This is a genomic window from Lysobacter helvus (genome assembly GCF_018406645.1).
GTDB lineage: Bacteria > Pseudomonadota > Gammaproteobacteria > Xanthomonadales > Xanthomonadaceae > Noviluteimonas > Noviluteimonas caseinilytica.
Genome location: NZ_AP024546.1, coordinates 610,054 through 627,258, shown reverse-complemented (window position 1 = coordinate 627,258; position 17,205 = coordinate 610,054). Strand labels below are relative to the sequence as shown.

Genomic DNA, 17,205 nt, shown 5'->3' with positions numbered 1-17,205 from the left:
CGGACACGATGACGTCCCGCGCCGCCGGGTCGCGCGCCACGCCGTACGAGGTCATCGCGGACTACGAGCGTCGCAGCCTGTCGCACGTCGTCGGCCTGCCGGAGCAGATGGAAGCCCCGGGCCTGTGGCGCGGCGTCGGCTATCGCATCGGCGCGCACCGCCTGGCCTCGGGCTTCGACGAAGTGGTGGAAATCCTGCCGCTCCCGCCGGTCACCCCGGTGCCGGGGGCGCAGCCGTGGATGCTCGGCGTGGCCAACATCCGCGGCAGCCTGCTGCCCATCGTGGACCTCAAGCAGTTCCTCGAAGGCGAGCGCACGGTCATCCATGAAGGCCAGCGCGTGCTGATCGTCCGCCAGGCTGGCGGCGATGTCGCGGTCACCATCGACGAACTCTATGGACAGCGTTCCTTCGTCGAAGCGCAGAAGATCGAAACCGACGGCCTGGCCGAAGGCCGCTACTCGCATTTCATCGACCGGGCCTACCGCCTGGGCGACCACCCCTGGGGCGTCTTCAGCCTGTCGTTGCTGGCGCGCACCCCCGAATTCAGACAAGCCGCGGCCTGAGCCGCACCGCAGATCAGAGGTCGAACATGAGCACGATGATGGAAAAGGGCCGCAACCTGGGGACCACGGCGTGGCTTGGCCTGCTGGGGTTGTCGGTGTTGATCTTCGGTGCGAACACGGGCATCGCCACGTATCGCGGCAGCCAGCTGGCCGGCGCCAACGCCTCGGCGGCGAACCTGCAGGTGTTGTCGCAGCAGCTCGCCAACCAGGGCCGTGAAGCGGTCGGCGGCAAGCCCGAAGCGTTCACGGCCTTCAAGGCGACCAAGGCGACGATCGAGTCGGACGTGTCCGACCTGAAGAGCAACTACGGCGACAAGGCGCTGGTCTCCGGCCCGATCGACAAGGTTTCCGCGACGTGGGCCCCGCTGGGCCGCAGCGCGGACCAGGTGGTCGGCGCCGAGAAGACGGTGGTCGAATTCGCCGGCCACGCCGACAAGTTCACCGCCCGCGTCCCGCAGCTGCAGGCGCAGCTCGACGAGGTCGTGCGCGCGATGTCCGCGTCCGGCGCGCCGTCCTCGCAGGTCTACATCGCCCTGCGCCAGGTGGTGCTCGCCTCCACGATGGCCCAGCGCGTCACGCAGATCCGCGCCGGTGGCGCGTCGGCCAGCCTCGCCGGCGACGCGCTCAAGCGCGATACCGACGTGTTCGAAAACGTGTTGAAGGGCCTGCGCGACGGCGGTTCGGCCAACGTGCAGAAGCTCGCCAACCCCGCCGCGGTGGCCTCGCTCAACCAGGCCAGCGTGTTGTGGACCGACATGCGCAAGGACCTGGACGCCATCCTGGCCAGCTCGCAGAACCTCTTCGCCGCCCAGTCGGCCGCCGCGCAGATCACCAACGGCTCCGACGGCCTGCTCAACGACAGCCGCGGGTTGTTCGACGCGCTGTCTTCGTTCGGCTCCGTCAAGAGCACCACGCTCGTCGGCCACCCGCTCGTGAGCTTCGTCTCCGGTGCGCTGGCGCTGCTGTCGATCATCGGTTTGCTCTGGTCGTTGTACCGCGCGCAGCAGCGCCGGTTCGACACCACCAAGGAACTCAACGACCGCAACCAGGAGGCGATCATGCGCCTGCTGGACGAAATGGGTTCGCTGGCAGAAGGCGACTTGACGGTGAAGGCGACGGTCACGGAAGACATGACCGGCGCGATCGCGGACTCGATCAACTTCGCGGTCGAACAGCTCCGCAGCCTCGTGGCGACGATCAACGACACCTCGGTGCAGGTGGCCTCCAGCGCGCAGGAAACGCAGGCGACCGCCATGCACCTCGCCGAAGCCGCCGAACACCAGGCGCAGGAAATCAGCTCCGCCTCCGACCGCATCAGCGAAATCGCGGAAAGCATCAACCAGGTGTCGCGCAACTCGGCCGAATCGGCGGACGTGGCGCAGCGCTCGGTGCAGATCGCGACGAAGGGCGCCGGCGTCGTGCGCCAGACGATCGCGGGCATGGACTCGATCCGCGACCAGATCCAGGAAACCTCCAAGCGCATCAAGCGCCTCGGCGAAAGCTCGCAGGAAATCGGCTCGATCGTTGAACTGATCAACGACATCTCCGAGCAGACGAACATCCTGGCGCTCAACGCGGCCATCCAGGCGGCCTCGGCCGGTGAAGCGGGCCGCGGCTTCGCGGTCGTCGCGGACGAAGTGCAGCGACTCGCAGAACGCGCTTCGAACGCCACCAAGCGAATCGAAACGCTGGTCCAGACGATTCAGTCCGACACCAACGAAGCGGTGAGCTCGATGGAACAGACGACCTCCGAAGTGGTCGCCGGTGCACGCCTCGCGGAAGACGCGGGTACGGCACTGGGCGAGATCGAAAAGGTGTCGTCCGACCTGTCGAACCTCATTCAGGGCATTTCGACCGCAGCGCAACAGCAGTCCAGCGCCGCGACGAACATCACCGCCACGATGAACACCATCCAGCAGATCACTTCGCAGACCTCGCAGGGCGCGAGCCAGACGGCCGAATCCATCGGCAACCTGGCCCAGCTCGCCGCGGACCTGCGCCGTTCGGTCGCGGACTTCAAGCTGCCGGCGTAAAGCGCCGACAGCAGGAACCTAAGGCATGACCGCGCTGCGCGACGCCATCGATACCACCACGCTCGGCTGGATCAAGCCGGAGCTCGATGAAACCCTGCGCCAGGCGCGCATGGACATCGAAGCCTTCGCCGAAGATCCCGCCGATACCGCCCGCATGCGCTTCTGCGCCGGCTTCCTCCACCAGGTGCACGGCACGTTGCGCATGGTGGAGCTGTATGCCCCGGCCATGGTCGCCGAGGAAATGGAACGCCTCGCGCACGCGCTGGCGGTGCCGCCCGGCTCGGCCGGCGGCGTCGCCGACCGCGACGAGGCCTGCGGCGCGCTGATGCGCGGCGTGGTCCTGCTCCCGGATTACCTCGAGCGCCTGCAGGGTGGCCACAAGGACATCCCGATCGTCCTGCTGCCGCTGCTCAACGAGCTGCGCGCCGCACGCGGCGAAACGGGGCTGAGCGAAAGCGTGCTGTTCGCGCCGGACCTCGACCGTCCGCTGCCGGCCGACCTGCCTGCGCCGACGCCGCTGCCGCGCCAGAGCCGCCAGCTCATGGCGGGCCAGCAGCTGTCGACGCTGCGCGACGCATTGGCGGCGTGGCCGGAAGACGGCGCGCCCGCGAATGCCGCCGGCATCGCGAAGGCGATCGACGCATTGCTGGAAAGCGCCGACCACGATTCGACGCGCCGCATGTTGTGGGTGGCCTCGTCCGTGGCCGCCGCGCTGCGCGATGGCGCCATCACCGCGACGCGTGCGATGCGCCAGGCCTTCGCCGGCGTGGAGCGCGAAGCGCGCAACGTGTTCGAGGGCGACAGCTTCAATGCGCCGCGCCCCGAACCCACCTTCGAACCGACGCGCCAGCTGCTGTACCACGTCGCCCACAGCGACGGGAAACACCAGGCGCTGGATGCGTTGCGCAACACGTTCAACCTGTCCGCGCACCTGCCGACGGAATCCGAACTCGCGCACGCCCGCGGCAGTTTGAGCGGCCGCAACCGCGCGCTGCTCGACACCGTGGCCGCCGCGATCAAGGAAGACCTGCTGCGCGTCAAGGATTCGCTCGACCTGCACCTGCGCACCAAGCAGACGGGCGTTGCCGACCTGCATCCGCAGGTGGAAGCGCTGGGCCGCGTCGCCGATACGCTCGGCATGATGGGCCTGGGCGTGGCGCGCAACGTCGTGCTGCAGCAGCGCGATGCGATGCACGACATCGTCGCGGGCAACCGCCCGGCCGACGAAGGCGCGCTGCTCGATATCGCCGGCGCACTGCTCTACGTCGACGCCTCGCTGGACGACCAGGTCGATCGCCTGGGCCGCCCGAACGAAGGCGAAGCCTCCGACCCGATCGCGAGCGAATCGCGCAAGGTGCTCGAAGTCCTCGTCCGCGAAGCGATCACCAATTTCTCCGACGCGCGCCAGGCGTTCGTCGCGTTCGTGGAAACCAGCTGGGACCACGCGCAGCTCGACAACGTGCCGCGCCTGCTCGACGAAGTCGGCGGTGCGCTGCGCATCCTCGACCTCGCGCAGCCCGCCGACTACCTCGTCGGCATCCGCAAGTACACCGAGGCCGAGCTGATCGGCCGCAAGCGCGTGCCCAACGGCCAGCAGCTCGACACGCTCGCCGATGCGCTCGCCTCCATCGAGTACTACCTCGAAGCCCTGCGCGAACAGCGCCCGAGCCGCGACGGCATCCTCGACATCGCGCGCCAGAGCCTGGAAACGCTGCGTTACTGGCCGTTGCCGCAGGACGTCGCGCCGGTCGAAGCGCCGGTGGAAGCCGCACCGGTCGCCGAACACGACGTCGCGTTCGACCTGGTCGATGCGCCCGTCGCCCTGTCCGACGACACGATCGAACTGGTGTCGGCGCCGACGCACGCCGTCGAGCCCACGCCCGCGATCCCCGTGCCGCCGCCCGCGCCGGCCTACGTGCCCGCGCCCGTCGCCACCGGCGTCGCCGGCGGTTTCGAAGCCACCGGCGACGAGATCGACGACGAAATCCGCGAAGTGTTCCTCGAGGAATTCGAGGAAGAGATCGGCCACCTCGAACAGATGCTGCCGGCGTGGCGCAACGCGCCCGACGACGTCGAGAAGCTGCGTCCGATCCGTCGCGTCTTCCACACGCTGAAGGGCTCCGGCCGGCTCGTGGGCGCGCGTACGCTCGGCGAGTTCAGCTGGAAGATCGAGAACATGCTCAACCGCGTGCTCGATGGCTCGCGTCCGGCCAGCCCGGCGGTCATCGCGCTCGTCGAACAGGCCTTCTACACGCTGCCGCAGCTGCACGCGGCGTTGCGCGGCGAAGGTGCGTTGTCCGCGGACCTCGCCGGCATCGAAGCGATCGCCGATCGCGTCGCCGCGGGTGAAGAAGCCACGTACGTTGCGGCCGCGCCCGTCGCTGCCGTGGTGGCGCCCGTCGCGACCACCGTCGCCATGGATGCCGCCGATTCGCTCGCGCCCGCCGTCACCGGCGACAGCGACGAAGTCACCGTGCCGGCAACCGTCGACCCCGTGCTGCTCGAGATCCTGGGCACGGAAGTCGGTGGCCACCTGGTCACCATCGATGCGTGGCTCGCCCAGGCGCAGGCGCGCCCGGTCGCCGCCAACGACGCGCTGCTGCGCGCGATGCACACGATGAACGGCGCGTTCGCGATGACCGAAGTCCCGGCCATCACCAACGTCACCGGTCCGGCCGAGACCTACATCAAGCGTCTGCTCGCCGCGCATGCATTGCCGACGGCGCAGGGCGTGGCCGCGCTGGCCGCCACGGCGGAAGCCATCCGCCGCACCGTCACCGCGTTGCAGACCGACGCGCCGCGCGTGCCGGTGTTCGAAGCGCTGGCCCGCCAGGTCGTCGCGCTGCGCGACGAACTGCCGGAAGCGAAGACGCCGCTGCTGCCGACCGAACCGGTCGAAGCCGACCTCGACGCGCTGGAACACGCGAACCTCGAACTGGCCGGCGTCGCCGACCTGCGCGAATTCACCGACCTCGCCGAAGCCACGCCGGTCGACACCGGCCTTGCGTTGCAGGACACGTCGGACCACGCCGTCGAGGAAGTCACGCTGCAGGGCGAAGACCTGTCGGCGTTCCTCGACCTGTCCGATGCGATCCCGGTCGATGCCGGGCTGCCGATCAACGAAGCCGCCGAAGGTGGCGCCGACCACGTCGTCGTCGAAGACATCGTGCTCGACGGCACGCTGGACACCGCGTCGCTGGATGCCGCGTCGTTCGACGTCGGCAGCGACGGCCTGGCGCTGGAAGAGTTCGAACTCGAAGGCGATGCGGCCGACGCCGCGGCGATCGAAGCGCAGGCGGGCCTGGAAGCGTCGTTGCTCGAAGCCGAGCGCGTCGAAGCCGAGCGCCTGGAAACGCAACGCCTCGACGCCGAGCGTGCGCAAGCCGATCGTGCGGAGGCCGAACGCGCCGAAGCGGCGCGTGCGGAAGCCGAACACGCCGAAGCGCAGCGCCTCGAAGCGGAACGTGCCGAATTCGAACGCATCGAATCCGAGCGCCTGGAAGCCGAACGCGCCGAGTCCGAGCGCGCCGAAGCCCAGCGCGTGGAAGCCTTGCTGCTGGAAGCCGAACGCCTCGAAGCCGAGCGCATCGAAGCCGAACGCCTCGACGCCGAGCGCGCCGAGACCGAACGCGTCGAAGCGGAACGCCTCGAAGCCGAACGCCTCGAGGCCCAGCGCGCCGAAGCCGAACGCGCCGAAGCCGAACGCGCCGAAGCCGAACGCGCCGAAGCAGAACGCGTCGAATCCGAACGCGTCGCCGCCGAAGCCGAAGCCGAACGCGTCCGCCTCGCCGAGGAAGCCGAATACGCCGCGCTGGAAGCGGAATACGAAGCCGAGCGCCTGGCCCGCGAACACGCGGCCGCCGAGGCCGCGAAGCTCGCCGAGGACGCCGCGGCGCCGCAGCCTGAAGCCGAAGCACCTGCGGTCGAAGAACCCGTCGTCGAAGAACCCGCCGTCGAAGCCACCGTCGCCGAATCCGAAGACGCCGAACCCGCCGTCGCCCAGATGCTGGCCGACGCCGTGGCCTCGGCCAACGATCCGGACGAAGCGCTCGACCTCACCGACCTCGACCCCGAACTCGTCGACATCTTCGTCGAGGAAGGCGTCGACCTGCTCGACCATTCCGACGGCCTGCTCGCGCAGCTGCGCAACGCACCGGGCGAACGCGAACACCTGGTCGGCCTGCAGCGCGACCTGCACACGCTCAAGGGCGGTGCGCGCATGGCCGGCATCATGGCCGTGGGCGAACTCGGCCACGCGATGGAGTCGCTGCTCGAAGCGGTGGTCGAACACCGCAGCGAGCTGGGACGCGATGGCATTCCGCTGCTCGAGCGCGGTTTCGACCGCCTGCACGCGATGGTCACCCGCGTCGGCGAACGCCGCGCGATCGCGATGCCGGAACAGCTGATCGCCCAGTTCGACGCGCGCGCCAAGGGCCGCACGTACGAGCCGGCGGCGGAAGTCGACACGCGCCAGACGTGGGCCGCGCCGAAGGCGGAACTCAAGCCGCTGTCCGCGCCGATCATGGACGCGGGCGCCGGCGACGACGACGACATCGGCGTGCGCGCCCCGCAGGAACAGGTGCGCATCCGCGCCGACCTGCTGGACCGCCTCGTCAACTACGCGGGCGAAGTCGCGATCTACCGGTCGCGCCTGGAACAGCAGCTCGGCAACTTCCGCGGCGCCATGGGCGAAATGGAAGCGACCAACCAGCGCCTCCGCGACCAGCTGCGCCGCCTGGACATCGAAACCGAAGCGCAGATCATCGCGCGCTACCAGCGCGAGCACGACACCGCGGACCAGACGTTCGATCCGCTGGAACTCGACCGCTTCTCCACGCTGCAGCAGCTCAGCCGAGGCCTGGCCGAGTCCGCGGCGGACATGTCGTCGCTGCAGGGGTCGCTGGAAGACCTGACGCGCCAGTACGAAACGCTGCTGCTCCAGCAGTCGCGCGTGAGCTCGGAACTGCAGGAAGGCCTCATGCGCACGCGCATGGTGCCGTTCGATGCGCTCGTGCCGCGCCTGCGCCGCGTCGTCCGCCAGGCGGCGGCCGACACCGGCAAGAACGTGCAGCTGAAGCTGGACGGTGCGCAGGGCGAACTCGATCGCAACGTGCTCGAGCGCATGACCGCGCCGCTGGAACACATGCTGCGCAACGCGGTCGCGCACGGCCTGGAATCGCCGGGCGACCGCAGGAAGCACAAGAAGAGCGAAGAAGGCACGATCCGCATCGCGGTGCGCCGCGAAGGGTCGGAAGTCGTGCTGGAAGTCGGCGACGACGGCGCGGGCCTCAACCGCAACGCCATCCGCAAACGCGCCGAAGAGCGCGGCCTGATCCGCAGCGATGCGGTGCTGGCCGACGCCGACCTCGACGCGCTGATCATGGAGCCGGGCTTCTCCACCGCCGACACCGTCAGCCGCCTCGCCGGCCGCGGCGTGGGCATGGACGTGGTCGCCAGCGAAGTCCGCCAGCTCGGCGGCGCGCTGGACATCAAGTCGAAGCAGGGCGAAGGCACCACGTTCACCCTGCGCCTGCCGCAGACGCTCGCGGTCACGCAGGCGGTGTTCGTCAAGATCGGCGAAACCACGTATGCCGTGCCGATCGCCTCGGTGCGCGGCGTGGGCCGCGTGACGCGCGAAGCGCTGGCGAAGAACGACGCCACGTACGCGTACGGCGGCGAAGAGTACGCACTGCACGATCTCGGCCTGCTGCTCGGCCACGCGGCCGCGAAGGCCGAAGGCCAGCTGCAGATGCCGCTGCTGCTGATCCGCGCCGGTGAACTGCGCGCGGCGGTCAGCATCGACCAGGTGCTCGGCAATCGCGAAATCGTGGTGAAGCCGGTGGGTCCGCAGGTGGGTTCGGTGCCGGGCATCTTCGGCGCGACGATCATGGGCGACGGCTCCGTCGTCGTGATCCTCGACGTCGCTCCGCTCGTGCGCCGCCAGGCCGCGTTGCCGCGTGACACCGTGCCGGCGCCGCAGCCCGAAAAGCGCCACGTGCCGCTGGTCATGGTGGTCGACGACTCGGTCACGATGCGCAAGGTCACCGGCCGCGTGCTGGAGCGCCACAACTTCGAAGTCACCACCGCGAAGGATGGCGTGGACGCCCTGGAACGCCTGGAAGAGCGCGTGCCCGACCTGATGCTGCTCGACATCGAAATGCCGCGCATGGACGGTTACGAACTCGCGACCGCGATGAAGGCCGACCCGCGCTTCCGCAACGTGCCGATCATGATGATCACCTCGCGTACCGGCGAGAAGCATCGCCAGCGCGCGTTCGACATCGGCGTGGAGCGTTACCTGGGCAAGCCGTACCAGGAGCACGAATTGCTGCGCAACGTGTTCGAACTGATCGCCGAGAAGATGGCCGACGGAGTCCGCGTGAATGGGTGAGTCCCGTCGCGTCGCGCTGCTGGCCCGTCCCGGTGAAGCCTGCGAACGCCTGCGTTCGGCGTTGCAGGAAGCCGGCGGCGAAATCGTGCTCGAAGCCGATCCCGCGATGATCGAACCCAGCGCGCTCGCCGATGCGCGCGCGCAGACGATCCTCATCGCGCTGGATCCGGCGGTGGAAGACGCGCTGGAAAAGTTCGACGAAGTGCTGTCCGATCCGTCGCTGGCCGTGATCTTCGACGAGGCCGAACTGGCCGCGCGCCGCGAAGGCTGGGATGCGGCGCGCTGGGTGCGCCATCTGTCCGCGAAGTTGAATCGCCATGCCGACGTGCTGCCGCCGGGGCGCGAACCCGAAAGCGATGCGTTGCTGGTGCCGGGGCGTCCCGAAGCGCCGGAAGCGCGCCACGCGGATGCCGATATCGCCACGTTCGCCGCGGAAGCCGATGCGGTCGCCGTCGACGTGCCGCGCGAGCCGGTGATCGGCGAAGCGGCGCTCGAACTGCCGGCCTTCGACGCCGACCTGGGCGGCGAGATCGTGATGGAAGGCGTCGAACTCGACGGCCTGGCGCTGGACGAGCTGTCGCTCGACGACCTGCAGTCCGCCGACATGTCGATGGAAGCGGTGTCGATGGAATCGGTGTCGCTCGACGACATCGCGTTCGACGACTCGGTGGCGCAATCGTCTTCCGATGCAACGCCCGCCAGCGAGCCCGCCTTCGGCGAGACCGCGCTCGACGAAATCTCCTTCGGCGACATGACCTTCGCCGAATTGCCGGTGCACGACACCGTGCAGCACGCGCCCACCGACGCCCCGGCGTTCGGCGGCATCGCGTTCACCGACGACGTCAACGCGCTGGACTTCGAGGCCGAGGAAGGCCTGTCGGACCAGCCGCGCCCGTCGTTCCGCCACGATGCAGGCGAGGCGCACGACTTCGACGCGATGATGCGCGACCTCGGTGCGCACGCCGCGAACGAAACCGAATCCGACGTGCTCGAAGCCGTCGCGCCCGTGCGCGCCGCGCCGGCGGAACTGCCGAACCTCGACTTCGACATCGCGCCGATCGAAGCGCCCGCCGCTGCGGCGAGCACCGCCAGGCCGGCGAAGCTCGACTTCTCGTCGCTGTCGCTCGCCGACGTCACCGACGAACCGCACGTCGCCACGCCGATGGCGATCGACGAAGCCGCCGCGCCGCAGTTCCGCCAGCACCTGGATGCGCTCGACGAAAAAATCGCCACGCTCGCGCTGGTCGACGAAGCCGCGGTGTCGCGCGGCGCCGTGCTGATCCTCGCCGGCATCGGCGGACCCGATGCAGTGCGCCAGATCCTCACCGCGTTGCCGACCGGCTTCGCGCGCCCCGTGCTCATCAGCCAGCGCCTCGACGGCGGCCGCTACGATCGCCTCGTGCAGCAGATGGCGCGCGCCGCCTCGCTGCCGGTGACGCTCGCCGAAGCCGCGACGGTGCTCGAGCCCGGGCACGTGTACATCGTGCCGCCCGAACTCGGGCTGGAATCCGTCAACGGCCTGCGCTTCGCGTCGAATGCGACGTTGCTCGCCGCGCTGCCCCCGGCCGACAGCGCCGTGCTGCTGCTCAGCGGCGCCGATCCTGCGTTGGTCGATCCTGCGCTCGCGCATGCGGCGAAGGGCGCGCTGGTCGCCGGCCAGTCGCCCGACGGCTGCTACGACGCTGCGGCGCCGATGGCCCTTACCGCGCGCGGTGGCGAAGCCTCCACCCCGCACGACCTCGTCAACCGCCTGCTGCTGCGCTGGCCCGCCTGAGTAACGCAACGATGTCCGCACCCCAACTCAATCAAGACATCCGAGGCGTGCTGATCCAGATCGCCGGCGCGCGCCTGCTGCTGCCGAACGCGACGATCGCCGAAGTGCTGTCCTACGCCGATCCCGAACCCGTCGAAGGCACGCCCGACTGGCTGCTCGGCCGCATCCGCTGGCGCGGTTGGCAGTTGCCGCTGATCGCGTTCTCCAAGCTCGCCGCCATCGCCGAAGAAGCCGGTGGCCTCGGCAGCAAGGTGATCGTGCTCAAGGCGCTCGGCGGCGACGCCAAGTTCCCGTACTTCGCGCTGCTGACCCAGGGCTTCCCGCGCCTGGTGACGGTGGCGCACGACACGCTCGTCGAAGACGCCGTCGCCGACGGCGACACGCTGCCGACCGGCGTGCACGCGCGCGTGCTGCTCAACCAGGACCAGGCGCTGCTGCCGGACCTGGAACGCATCGAGCAGATGATCAACGACGCGTTGCAGCAGGCCGCGCAAGCCGCCTGACCCCGGCCCCGCGCATGCGGGGCCAACGCCTGCCGGGCTAGAATCCGGGCCCCTTTTTCATCCAGGCGCCCGCCCGATGGCCATCCTCCGCATGACCGACCTCGACCTGCACGGCAAGCGCGTGCTGATCCGCGAGGATCTCAACGTGCCGGTGAAGGACGGCAAGGTGACCTCGGAGCAACGCATCCTCGCCGCGCTGCCGACGCTCGTGCGCGCGCTGGACCAGGGCGCCGCGGTGATGGTGATGTCGCACTTGGGCCGCCCGACCGAAGGCCAGTGGAGCGCGGCCGATTCGCTCGCGCCGGTCGCGCAACGCCTGGCGCACCACCTCGGCCGCGACGTGCCGCTGGTGCGCGACTGGCTCAGCGACGATTTCGACGTGCAGCCCGGCCAGATCGTGCTGCTCGAGAACTGCCGCATGAACATGGGCGAGGGCAAGGATGACGAAGCGCTCGCGAAGAAGTACGCGGGCCTGTGCGACGTGTTCGTCATGGACGCGTTCGGCACCGCGCATCGCGCGCAGGCCTCCACGCATGGCGTCATCAAGTTCGCGAAGGTCGCCGCGGGCGGTCCGTTGCTGATGGCCGAACTCGATGCGCTCGCGCTCGCGCTGGAAACGCCGGCGCGTCCGCTGCTGGCGATCGTCGCGGGCAGCAAGGTGTCGACCAAGCTGGAACTGCTGGGCTCGCTGGTGGGCAAGGTGGACCAGCTGATCGTCGGCGGCGGCATCGCCAACACGTTCATCGCGGCGCTGGGCCACGACGTCGGCAAGTCGTTGTACGAAGCCGACCTCGTCGACACGGCGCGCAAGATCATGGCGGACGCGAAGGCGCGTGGTGCCGAGATTCCGTTGCCGACCGACGTGGTGGTCGCGCCCGCGTTCGCGGCCGATGCGCCTGCCACCGTGAAGCGCATCGATGCGGTGGGCGCGGACGACCTGATCCTCGACATCGGCCCGGAGACGGCGAAGGCCTATTCGGCGCTGATCGCGAAGGCGGGCACCGTGGTGTGGAACGGGCCCGTCGGCGTGTTCGAGTTCGATGCGTTCGGGAAAGGCACCGAGGCATTGGCGCATGCGATCGCGGCGTCGAAGGCGTTCTCGATCGCCGGCGGCGGCGACACGCTGGCCGCGGTCGACAAGTACGGCATCGCCGATGACGTGGGCTACATCTCCACGGGCGGTGGCGCGTTCCTCGAATTCCTCGAAGGCAAGACGCTGCCGGCGGTCGCTGCGCTCGACGCGCGCGGTTGATCAGCGATCCTGGCGCGGGAGTTCGCGCCAGTGGTGTTGCGGCGAATCCCCGGGCTTGAAGCCGAGGTCGCGCAGCAGGCGCAGGGAGGCATCGTTGCGCGGGTCGGCGTTCGCGTCGAAGCGCTGCAATCCCAGCGTGTCGTGGCCCCACGCCAGCGCGCGCGACACCGCGTCGCGCGCAAGCCCGCGTCCCCAGGCATCGGGATGCAGCGCGTAACCCACCCACGCGGCATGCGCGCGGCCGACGAAGTTGAACAACGTGCACGTTCCCAGCGCGCGGTCGTCGTCGCGCGCGGTGACGATCCATTCGATGCGCGTGCGGTCGTCGAACGAGGCCAGGACTTCGTCGATCCAGCGTTGCGCTTCGCGCAGCTCCACCATCGGCGCGCGCGGCCAGTAGCGCATCACGCGCGGATCCGCATACAGCGCGAACACGGCCGCGGCATCCTCCGCCACCGGCGCGCGCAGGCGCGTGCGCACGCCGCGCAACGCGGGGAAGCCCGGCAGTGCGGCGAAGGCCTGGTCGACGGAAATCGTATGCAGCGGCATGGGCGCGCGCGGGCCCTGTGTTAGGTTTCGTGGAGACCGGGACAACAGATTGCCATGACCACGCCGCAACGCCGCCGCACCCGCATCGTCGCCACCCTCGGCCCCGCCACCGATCCGCCCGGCGTGCTCGACGCGCTCATCCAGGCGGGCGTGGACGTGGTGCGCCTCAACTTTTCGCACGGCGATCCGGCCGGGCAGATGGCGCGCGCGCAGGCCGTGCGCGAAGCCGCGCAGCGCGCCAACGTCGAGGTAGGCATCCTCGCCGACCTGCCCGGCCCGAAGCTGCGCATCGAGCGCTTCGCCGAAGGCAAGGTGTACCTGAAGGCCGGCGATCCCTTCGACCTGGTCGCGCGCGCCGACGCCGCGCCGGGCACCGCGCGCGAAGTGGGCATCAGCTATCTGGGCCTGCCCGACGACGTGCGCCCCGGCGACACGCTGCTGCTCGACGATGGCCTGCTGCAACTGCGCGTGGAGCACGTGGACGGCGAACGCATCCACACCACCGTGCTCAACGATGGCGCGCTGTCCGATCGCAAGGGCCTCAATCGCCTCGGCGGCGGCCTGTCGCTCGGCGCGCTGACCGATCGCGATCGCGAACTCATCAAGGTGGCCGCGCAGATCGATGCGGATTTCATCGCCGTGTCGTTCTGCCGCAACGCCGCCGACATGGAAGAAGCGCGGTCCATCGCGCGCGCCGCCGGCAGCGAAGCGGCGATGGTGGCGAAGGTCGAGCGCGCGGAAGCGATCGAAAACCTGGCCGAGATCGTGGACGCCAGCGACGTGGTGATGGTCGCGCGCGGCGACCTGGGCGTGGAGATCGGCGACGCCGAGCTGCCGGGCCTGCAGAAGAAGATCATCCGCGAGTCGCTGCTGCGCAACAAAGTGGTGATCACGGCGACGCAGATGTTGCAGTCGATGGTCGACAACCCGATCCCCACGCGCGCCGAAGTGCTGGACGTCGCCAACGCCGTCATCGACGGCACCGATGCGGTGATGCTGTCGCAGGAAACCGCCGCCGGCAGCTATCCGGTGAAGGCGGTGGAAGCGATGACGCGCATCTGCCTGGGCGCCGAGCGCCAGTTCGAGATGGACACCGATTTCGAGAAGGCGCCGCGCAACCTGGAGCGCGTGGACCAGGCGATCGCGATGTCGGCGATGTTCCTGTCCGAGCACATCGGCGTGCGCGCGATCGTGGCGATGACCGAATCCGGCGGCACCGCGCGCTTCCTGTCGCGCTTCCGTTCCTCGGTGCCGATCTACGGCCTGTCGCGCTACGACGGTGCGCGCCGGCGGATGGCGATGATGCGCGACGTGTTCCCGGTGGATTTCGACAGCCGCGGCATGGCCTCGCGCGACGCCGCCCGGCAGGCGTTGAAATTGCTGTACGACCGCGGGTTCCTCGACGTGGGCGACCGCGTGATGTTCACCAGCGGCGACCACATGGAACACCACGGCGCGACCAACACGCTGCGCCTGCTGCAGGTCGGCGCCGGCGGGCGCGCCGAGGGCCTCGGCGACCTCTGAGATTGCTGCACTGCGGCCGGATTGGCGCCTGCGCGGCGCCGACCAATGGTCGTTGCGGTCGTGCTGCCGTGGGTGTATTCCGGCGCCGTGGACAGCCGCTTGCCCTTGCTTCTCTGCTGCGCCCTGGCGTGCGCGACCACGGCGCGCGCGGCCAACCGCATCCCCGTGACCAATGAAGGCGGCATCCGCGATCGCTGGATGCTGGCCGACGGGGTGACGCTCGCCGCGCCCGCGTACCCCCAGGCCTTCGTGCGCCGCGGCGACGAGGTGTGCGTGGCCGTGGGGTACCTCGTGAATCCGGACGGCACCACGTCCGATTACGCGTTGGTCAAGGCGTGGAGCAGCGCCGGCGCCACCAGCGAACCCGCGCCCGGCTACTGGAGCGCCTTCGCCGAGGCCGCCGCCGACGCATTGAAGCAATGGCGCTTCAAGCCGCGGCCCGAAGTGACGGCGCCGACGAAGGTCTACACCGTCGGCACGTTCGTGTTCGGCATGCGCGGCCTGCGGAACGACCTGCGCCAGCGGTGCAGCGTGCCCGACCTGGCGGCCCGCCTGCGGGAGCTGAAAAGCGGCGCGCGTCGCAACGTGATGCTGGACTCGCTGGACCTGACGCCGGCGGCCGGCGGCTACCAGCGCGACAACGCCCCGGGCGGCATGCAGCGCTGAGGCGCCGTCACCCCGCGCCCGACATTCACCGGCTTGCACATGCACGGGAAGCGGCCGTTCGCTTAGGATCGGCGCGCACCCCAAGCACCCAGGCCCAGGAGCCGCCCCATGACCCGCACCCGCGTTGCCTTGCTCGCGCTGTCGTTGTGCACCGTCGTCGTCGCCGCACAGGCCGGCGACCGCACCCGGATCGTCAACGAGGGCGGGATCCGCGACCAGTGGATGCTGGCCGACGGGATCAAGCTCGCCGCGCCGGGCTATCCGGCTGCCTACAAGGAGCGCGGCGACAACGTCTGCGTCGCGGTGGCCTATGCGATCAAGCCCGACGGCACGACGTCCGACTTCGCCGTGGTGAAGGAATGGAGCAGCGCCGAGGACGCCGGCACGACGAAGGGGTATTTCGACGCGTTCGCGCAAGCCGGCGCCGGCGCGCTGGCGCAGTGGAAGTTCAAGCCGCGCCCGGAAGTGACCGAGCCGCAGCGCACCGTCACCGTGGCCACGATGCACTTCATGGGCAAGCAGGCGATGGACATCGCCGCGCTGCGTTCCCACTGCCAGGTCTCTGACCTGGCCGCGGCGATCCAGAACGCCAAGCACGACGCCACCGACCGCGACCACACGCGCCGCGACATGGAGCGGGCCGCGCGCCAGGGGGTCTCGTCGGGCGCGATGATCAACGATCCCGGCGCGGCGCAGGGCCGGCCGATCCGCTGAGGCGGGGGGCGTTGCAGGGGCGGGCCGAGCGGGGGAGGGGCGTATAATCGCGCCCTTTCCCATCGCCCCCAGGACGCCAATGAGCATCGAACAGCTTGCAGAAACCGCACAGGCCATGGTGGCCGCCGGCAAGGGCATCATCGCGATCGATGAGTCCACCACGACCATCGCCAAGCGCTTCCAGGGCGTGGGCATCGAGAACACCGAAGAGAACCGCCGCGCCTACCGCGAGATGCTGCTGACCACGCCGAAGCTCGGCGACTACATCTCCGGCGCCATCCTGTTCGACGAAACGCTGCGCCAGTCCACCAAGTCCGGCGTGCCGTTCGCGAAGTACATGTCCGACAACGGCATCATCCCGGGCATCAAGGTCGACAAGGGCCCGCAGCCGCTGGCCGGCTTCCAGGGCGAAGTCGTCACCGAAGGCCTCGACGGCCTGCGCGCGCGCCTGGAGGAGTACTACAAGCTCGGCGCCCGCTTCGCGAAGTGGCGCGCGGTGATCAACATCGGCGACGACATCCCGTCGGGCACCTGCATCGAGGCCAACTCGCACGCGCTCGCGCGCTACGCGGCGCTGTGCCAGGAACAGGGCCTGGTGCCGATGGTGGAGCCGGAAGTGCTGATGGATGGCTCGCACGACATCCAGACCTGCTACGAAGTCACCGAAGTCGTGCTGCGTTCGCTGTTCGACGCGCTGTTCAACCAGAACGTCATGCTCGAGGGCACCATCCTCAAGGCATCGATGATCGTGCCGGGCAACAAGAGCGGCGAGCGCGTGTCGGTCGACGACGTCGCCGAGAACACCCTGATGTGCCTGAAGACCGCCGTGCCGGCGATCCTGCCGGGCATCGTGTTCCTCTCCGGCGGCCAGAGCGACGAAGACGCCACCGCGCACCTCGACGCGATGAACAAGATGGGCCCGCACCCGTGGCCGCTGTCGTTCTCCTACGGCCGCGCGATGCAGTCCGCCGCGCTGAAGATCTGGTCGCAGGACCTGGTCAACAACGTGGCCAAGGCGCAGCAGACGGTGTTCGCGCGTGCGCGCGACAACGGCCTGGCGGCGCTGGGGCAGTGGAAGAAGGTGGCCTGAGGCAGGACGTTTCAGGTTTGATCCGGTTCGGGGAGCGGCGTAGAGTCCGCTCCCAGGTCGCGCCGACGGGTGCAAGCGCCCGGCCACCGCGCAAGCGGTCCCCACCCCACGGTAGGGATAACCAAGAGTCTCCCGGAACACGAAAC

The 17,205-nt window shown here is 69.5% G+C and carries 11 protein-coding genes; 10 read left to right on the top strand and 1 reads right to left on the bottom strand.

Annotated elements, in window-relative coordinates; translation table 11 throughout:
• Positions 1 to 8 precede the first annotated feature (8 nt).
• From LYSHEL_RS03205 to LYSHEL_RS03165, 6 genes are all read left to right on the top strand, one after another.
• On the top strand, positions 9 to 563 hold the full coding sequence (locus LYSHEL_RS03205; RefSeq protein WP_213437543.1) for a chemotaxis protein CheW: 555 nt from the start codon (positions 9 to 11) through the stop codon (positions 561 to 563).
• 26 nt (positions 564 to 589) lie between these two features.
• Positions 590 to 2,596, top strand: coding sequence for a methyl-accepting chemotaxis protein (locus LYSHEL_RS03200; protein ID WP_213435604.1), 2,007 nt, complete (start codon positions 590 to 592; stop codon positions 2,594 to 2,596).
• A 25-nt stretch (positions 2,597 to 2,621) separates the two neighbouring features.
• Entirely contained in the window at positions 2,622 to 8,987 is a 6,366-nt protein-coding gene (locus LYSHEL_RS15965; RefSeq protein ID WP_244858643.1) for an Hpt domain-containing protein, read from the top strand.
• Complete coding sequence (locus LYSHEL_RS16080) at positions 8,980 to 10,761, top strand: chemotaxis protein CheB (RefSeq protein ID WP_213435602.1); 1,782 nt, start codon at positions 8,980 to 8,982, stop codon at positions 10,759 to 10,761. Before LYSHEL_RS15965 ends, LYSHEL_RS16080 begins: the two co-directional genes overlap by 8 nt.
• Before the next feature lie 11 nt (positions 10,762 to 10,772).
• Positions 10,773 to 11,264 carry a chemotaxis protein CheW gene (locus LYSHEL_RS03170; RefSeq protein ID WP_213435600.1) on the top strand — a complete coding sequence of 164 codons (492 nt, stop codon included), beginning with the start codon at positions 10,773 to 10,775 and terminating at the stop codon, positions 11,262 to 11,264.
• Positions 11,265 to 11,340: 76 nt separating this feature from the next.
• Positions 11,341 to 12,516: a phosphoglycerate kinase gene (locus tag LYSHEL_RS03165; RefSeq protein ID WP_213435598.1), complete on the top strand. Its 1,176-nt coding sequence runs from the start codon at positions 11,341 to 11,343 to the stop codon at positions 12,514 to 12,516.
• Here LYSHEL_RS03165 and LYSHEL_RS03160 read toward each other — a convergent pair whose 3' ends face one another.
• Positions 12,517 to 13,065: a GNAT family N-acetyltransferase gene (locus tag LYSHEL_RS03160; RefSeq protein WP_213435596.1), complete on the bottom strand. Its 549-nt coding sequence runs from the start codon at positions 13,063 to 13,065 to the stop codon at positions 12,517 to 12,519.
• 54 nt (positions 13,066 to 13,119) lie between these two features.
• Here LYSHEL_RS03160 and pyk point away from each other — a divergent pair, with 54 nt between their 5' ends.
• The 4 genes from pyk (at position 13,120) to LYSHEL_RS03140 (ending at position 17,059) form a co-directional block, all read left to right on the top strand.
• A complete protein-coding gene (gene pyk / locus LYSHEL_RS03155; RefSeq protein ID WP_213435594.1) occupies positions 13,120 to 14,589 on the top strand; it encodes a pyruvate kinase in 1,470 nt (489 codons plus the stop codon).
• Positions 14,590 to 14,634: 45 nt separating this feature from the next.
• On the top strand, positions 14,635 to 15,255 hold the full coding sequence (locus LYSHEL_RS03150; protein ID WP_213435592.1) for an energy transducer TonB: 621 nt from the start codon (positions 14,635 to 14,637) through the stop codon (positions 15,253 to 15,255).
• A 108-nt stretch (positions 15,256 to 15,363) separates the two neighbouring features.
• The gene (locus tag LYSHEL_RS03145; protein WP_213435590.1) at positions 15,364 to 15,969 is read left to right on the top strand and encodes a hypothetical protein; all 606 of its coding nucleotides are present in this window, start codon (positions 15,364 to 15,366) and stop codon (positions 15,967 to 15,969) included.
• A 79-nt stretch (positions 15,970 to 16,048) separates the two neighbouring features.
• On the top strand, positions 16,049 to 17,059 hold the full coding sequence (locus tag LYSHEL_RS03140; protein WP_213435588.1) for a class I fructose-bisphosphate aldolase: 1,011 nt from the start codon (positions 16,049 to 16,051) through the stop codon (positions 17,057 to 17,059).
• Positions 17,060 to 17,205 lie beyond the last annotated feature (146 nt).

Coding starts and splice junctions, on each gene's coding strand:
- LYSHEL_RS03205 (WP_213437543.1), top strand. CDS start 9: ATGACGTCCCGCGCCGCCGGGTCGCGCGCCACGCCGTACGAGGTCATC.
- LYSHEL_RS03200 (WP_213435604.1), top strand. CDS start 590: ATGAGCACGATGATGGAAAAGGGCCGCAACCTGGGGACCACGGCGTGG.
- LYSHEL_RS15965 (WP_244858643.1), top strand. CDS start 2,622: ATGACCGCGCTGCGCGACGCCATCGATACCACCACGCTCGGCTGGATC.
- LYSHEL_RS16080 (WP_213435602.1), top strand. CDS start 8,980: ATGGGTGAGTCCCGTCGCGTCGCGCTGCTGGCCCGTCCCGGTGAAGCC.
- LYSHEL_RS03170 (WP_213435600.1), top strand. CDS start 10,773: ATGTCCGCACCCCAACTCAATCAAGACATCCGAGGCGTGCTGATCCAG.
- LYSHEL_RS03165 (WP_213435598.1), top strand. CDS start 11,341: ATGGCCATCCTCCGCATGACCGACCTCGACCTGCACGGCAAGCGCGTG.
- LYSHEL_RS03160 (WP_213435596.1), bottom strand. CDS start 13,065: ATGCCGCTGCATACGATTTCCGTCGACCAGGCCTTCGCCGCACTGCCG.
- pyk (WP_213435594.1), top strand. CDS start 13,120: ATGACCACGCCGCAACGCCGCCGCACCCGCATCGTCGCCACCCTCGGC.
- LYSHEL_RS03150 (WP_213435592.1), top strand. CDS start 14,635: ATGGTCGTTGCGGTCGTGCTGCCGTGGGTGTATTCCGGCGCCGTGGAC.
- LYSHEL_RS03145 (WP_213435590.1), top strand. CDS start 15,364: ATGACCCGCACCCGCGTTGCCTTGCTCGCGCTGTCGTTGTGCACCGTC.
- LYSHEL_RS03140 (WP_213435588.1), top strand. CDS start 16,049: ATGAGCATCGAACAGCTTGCAGAAACCGCACAGGCCATGGTGGCCGCC.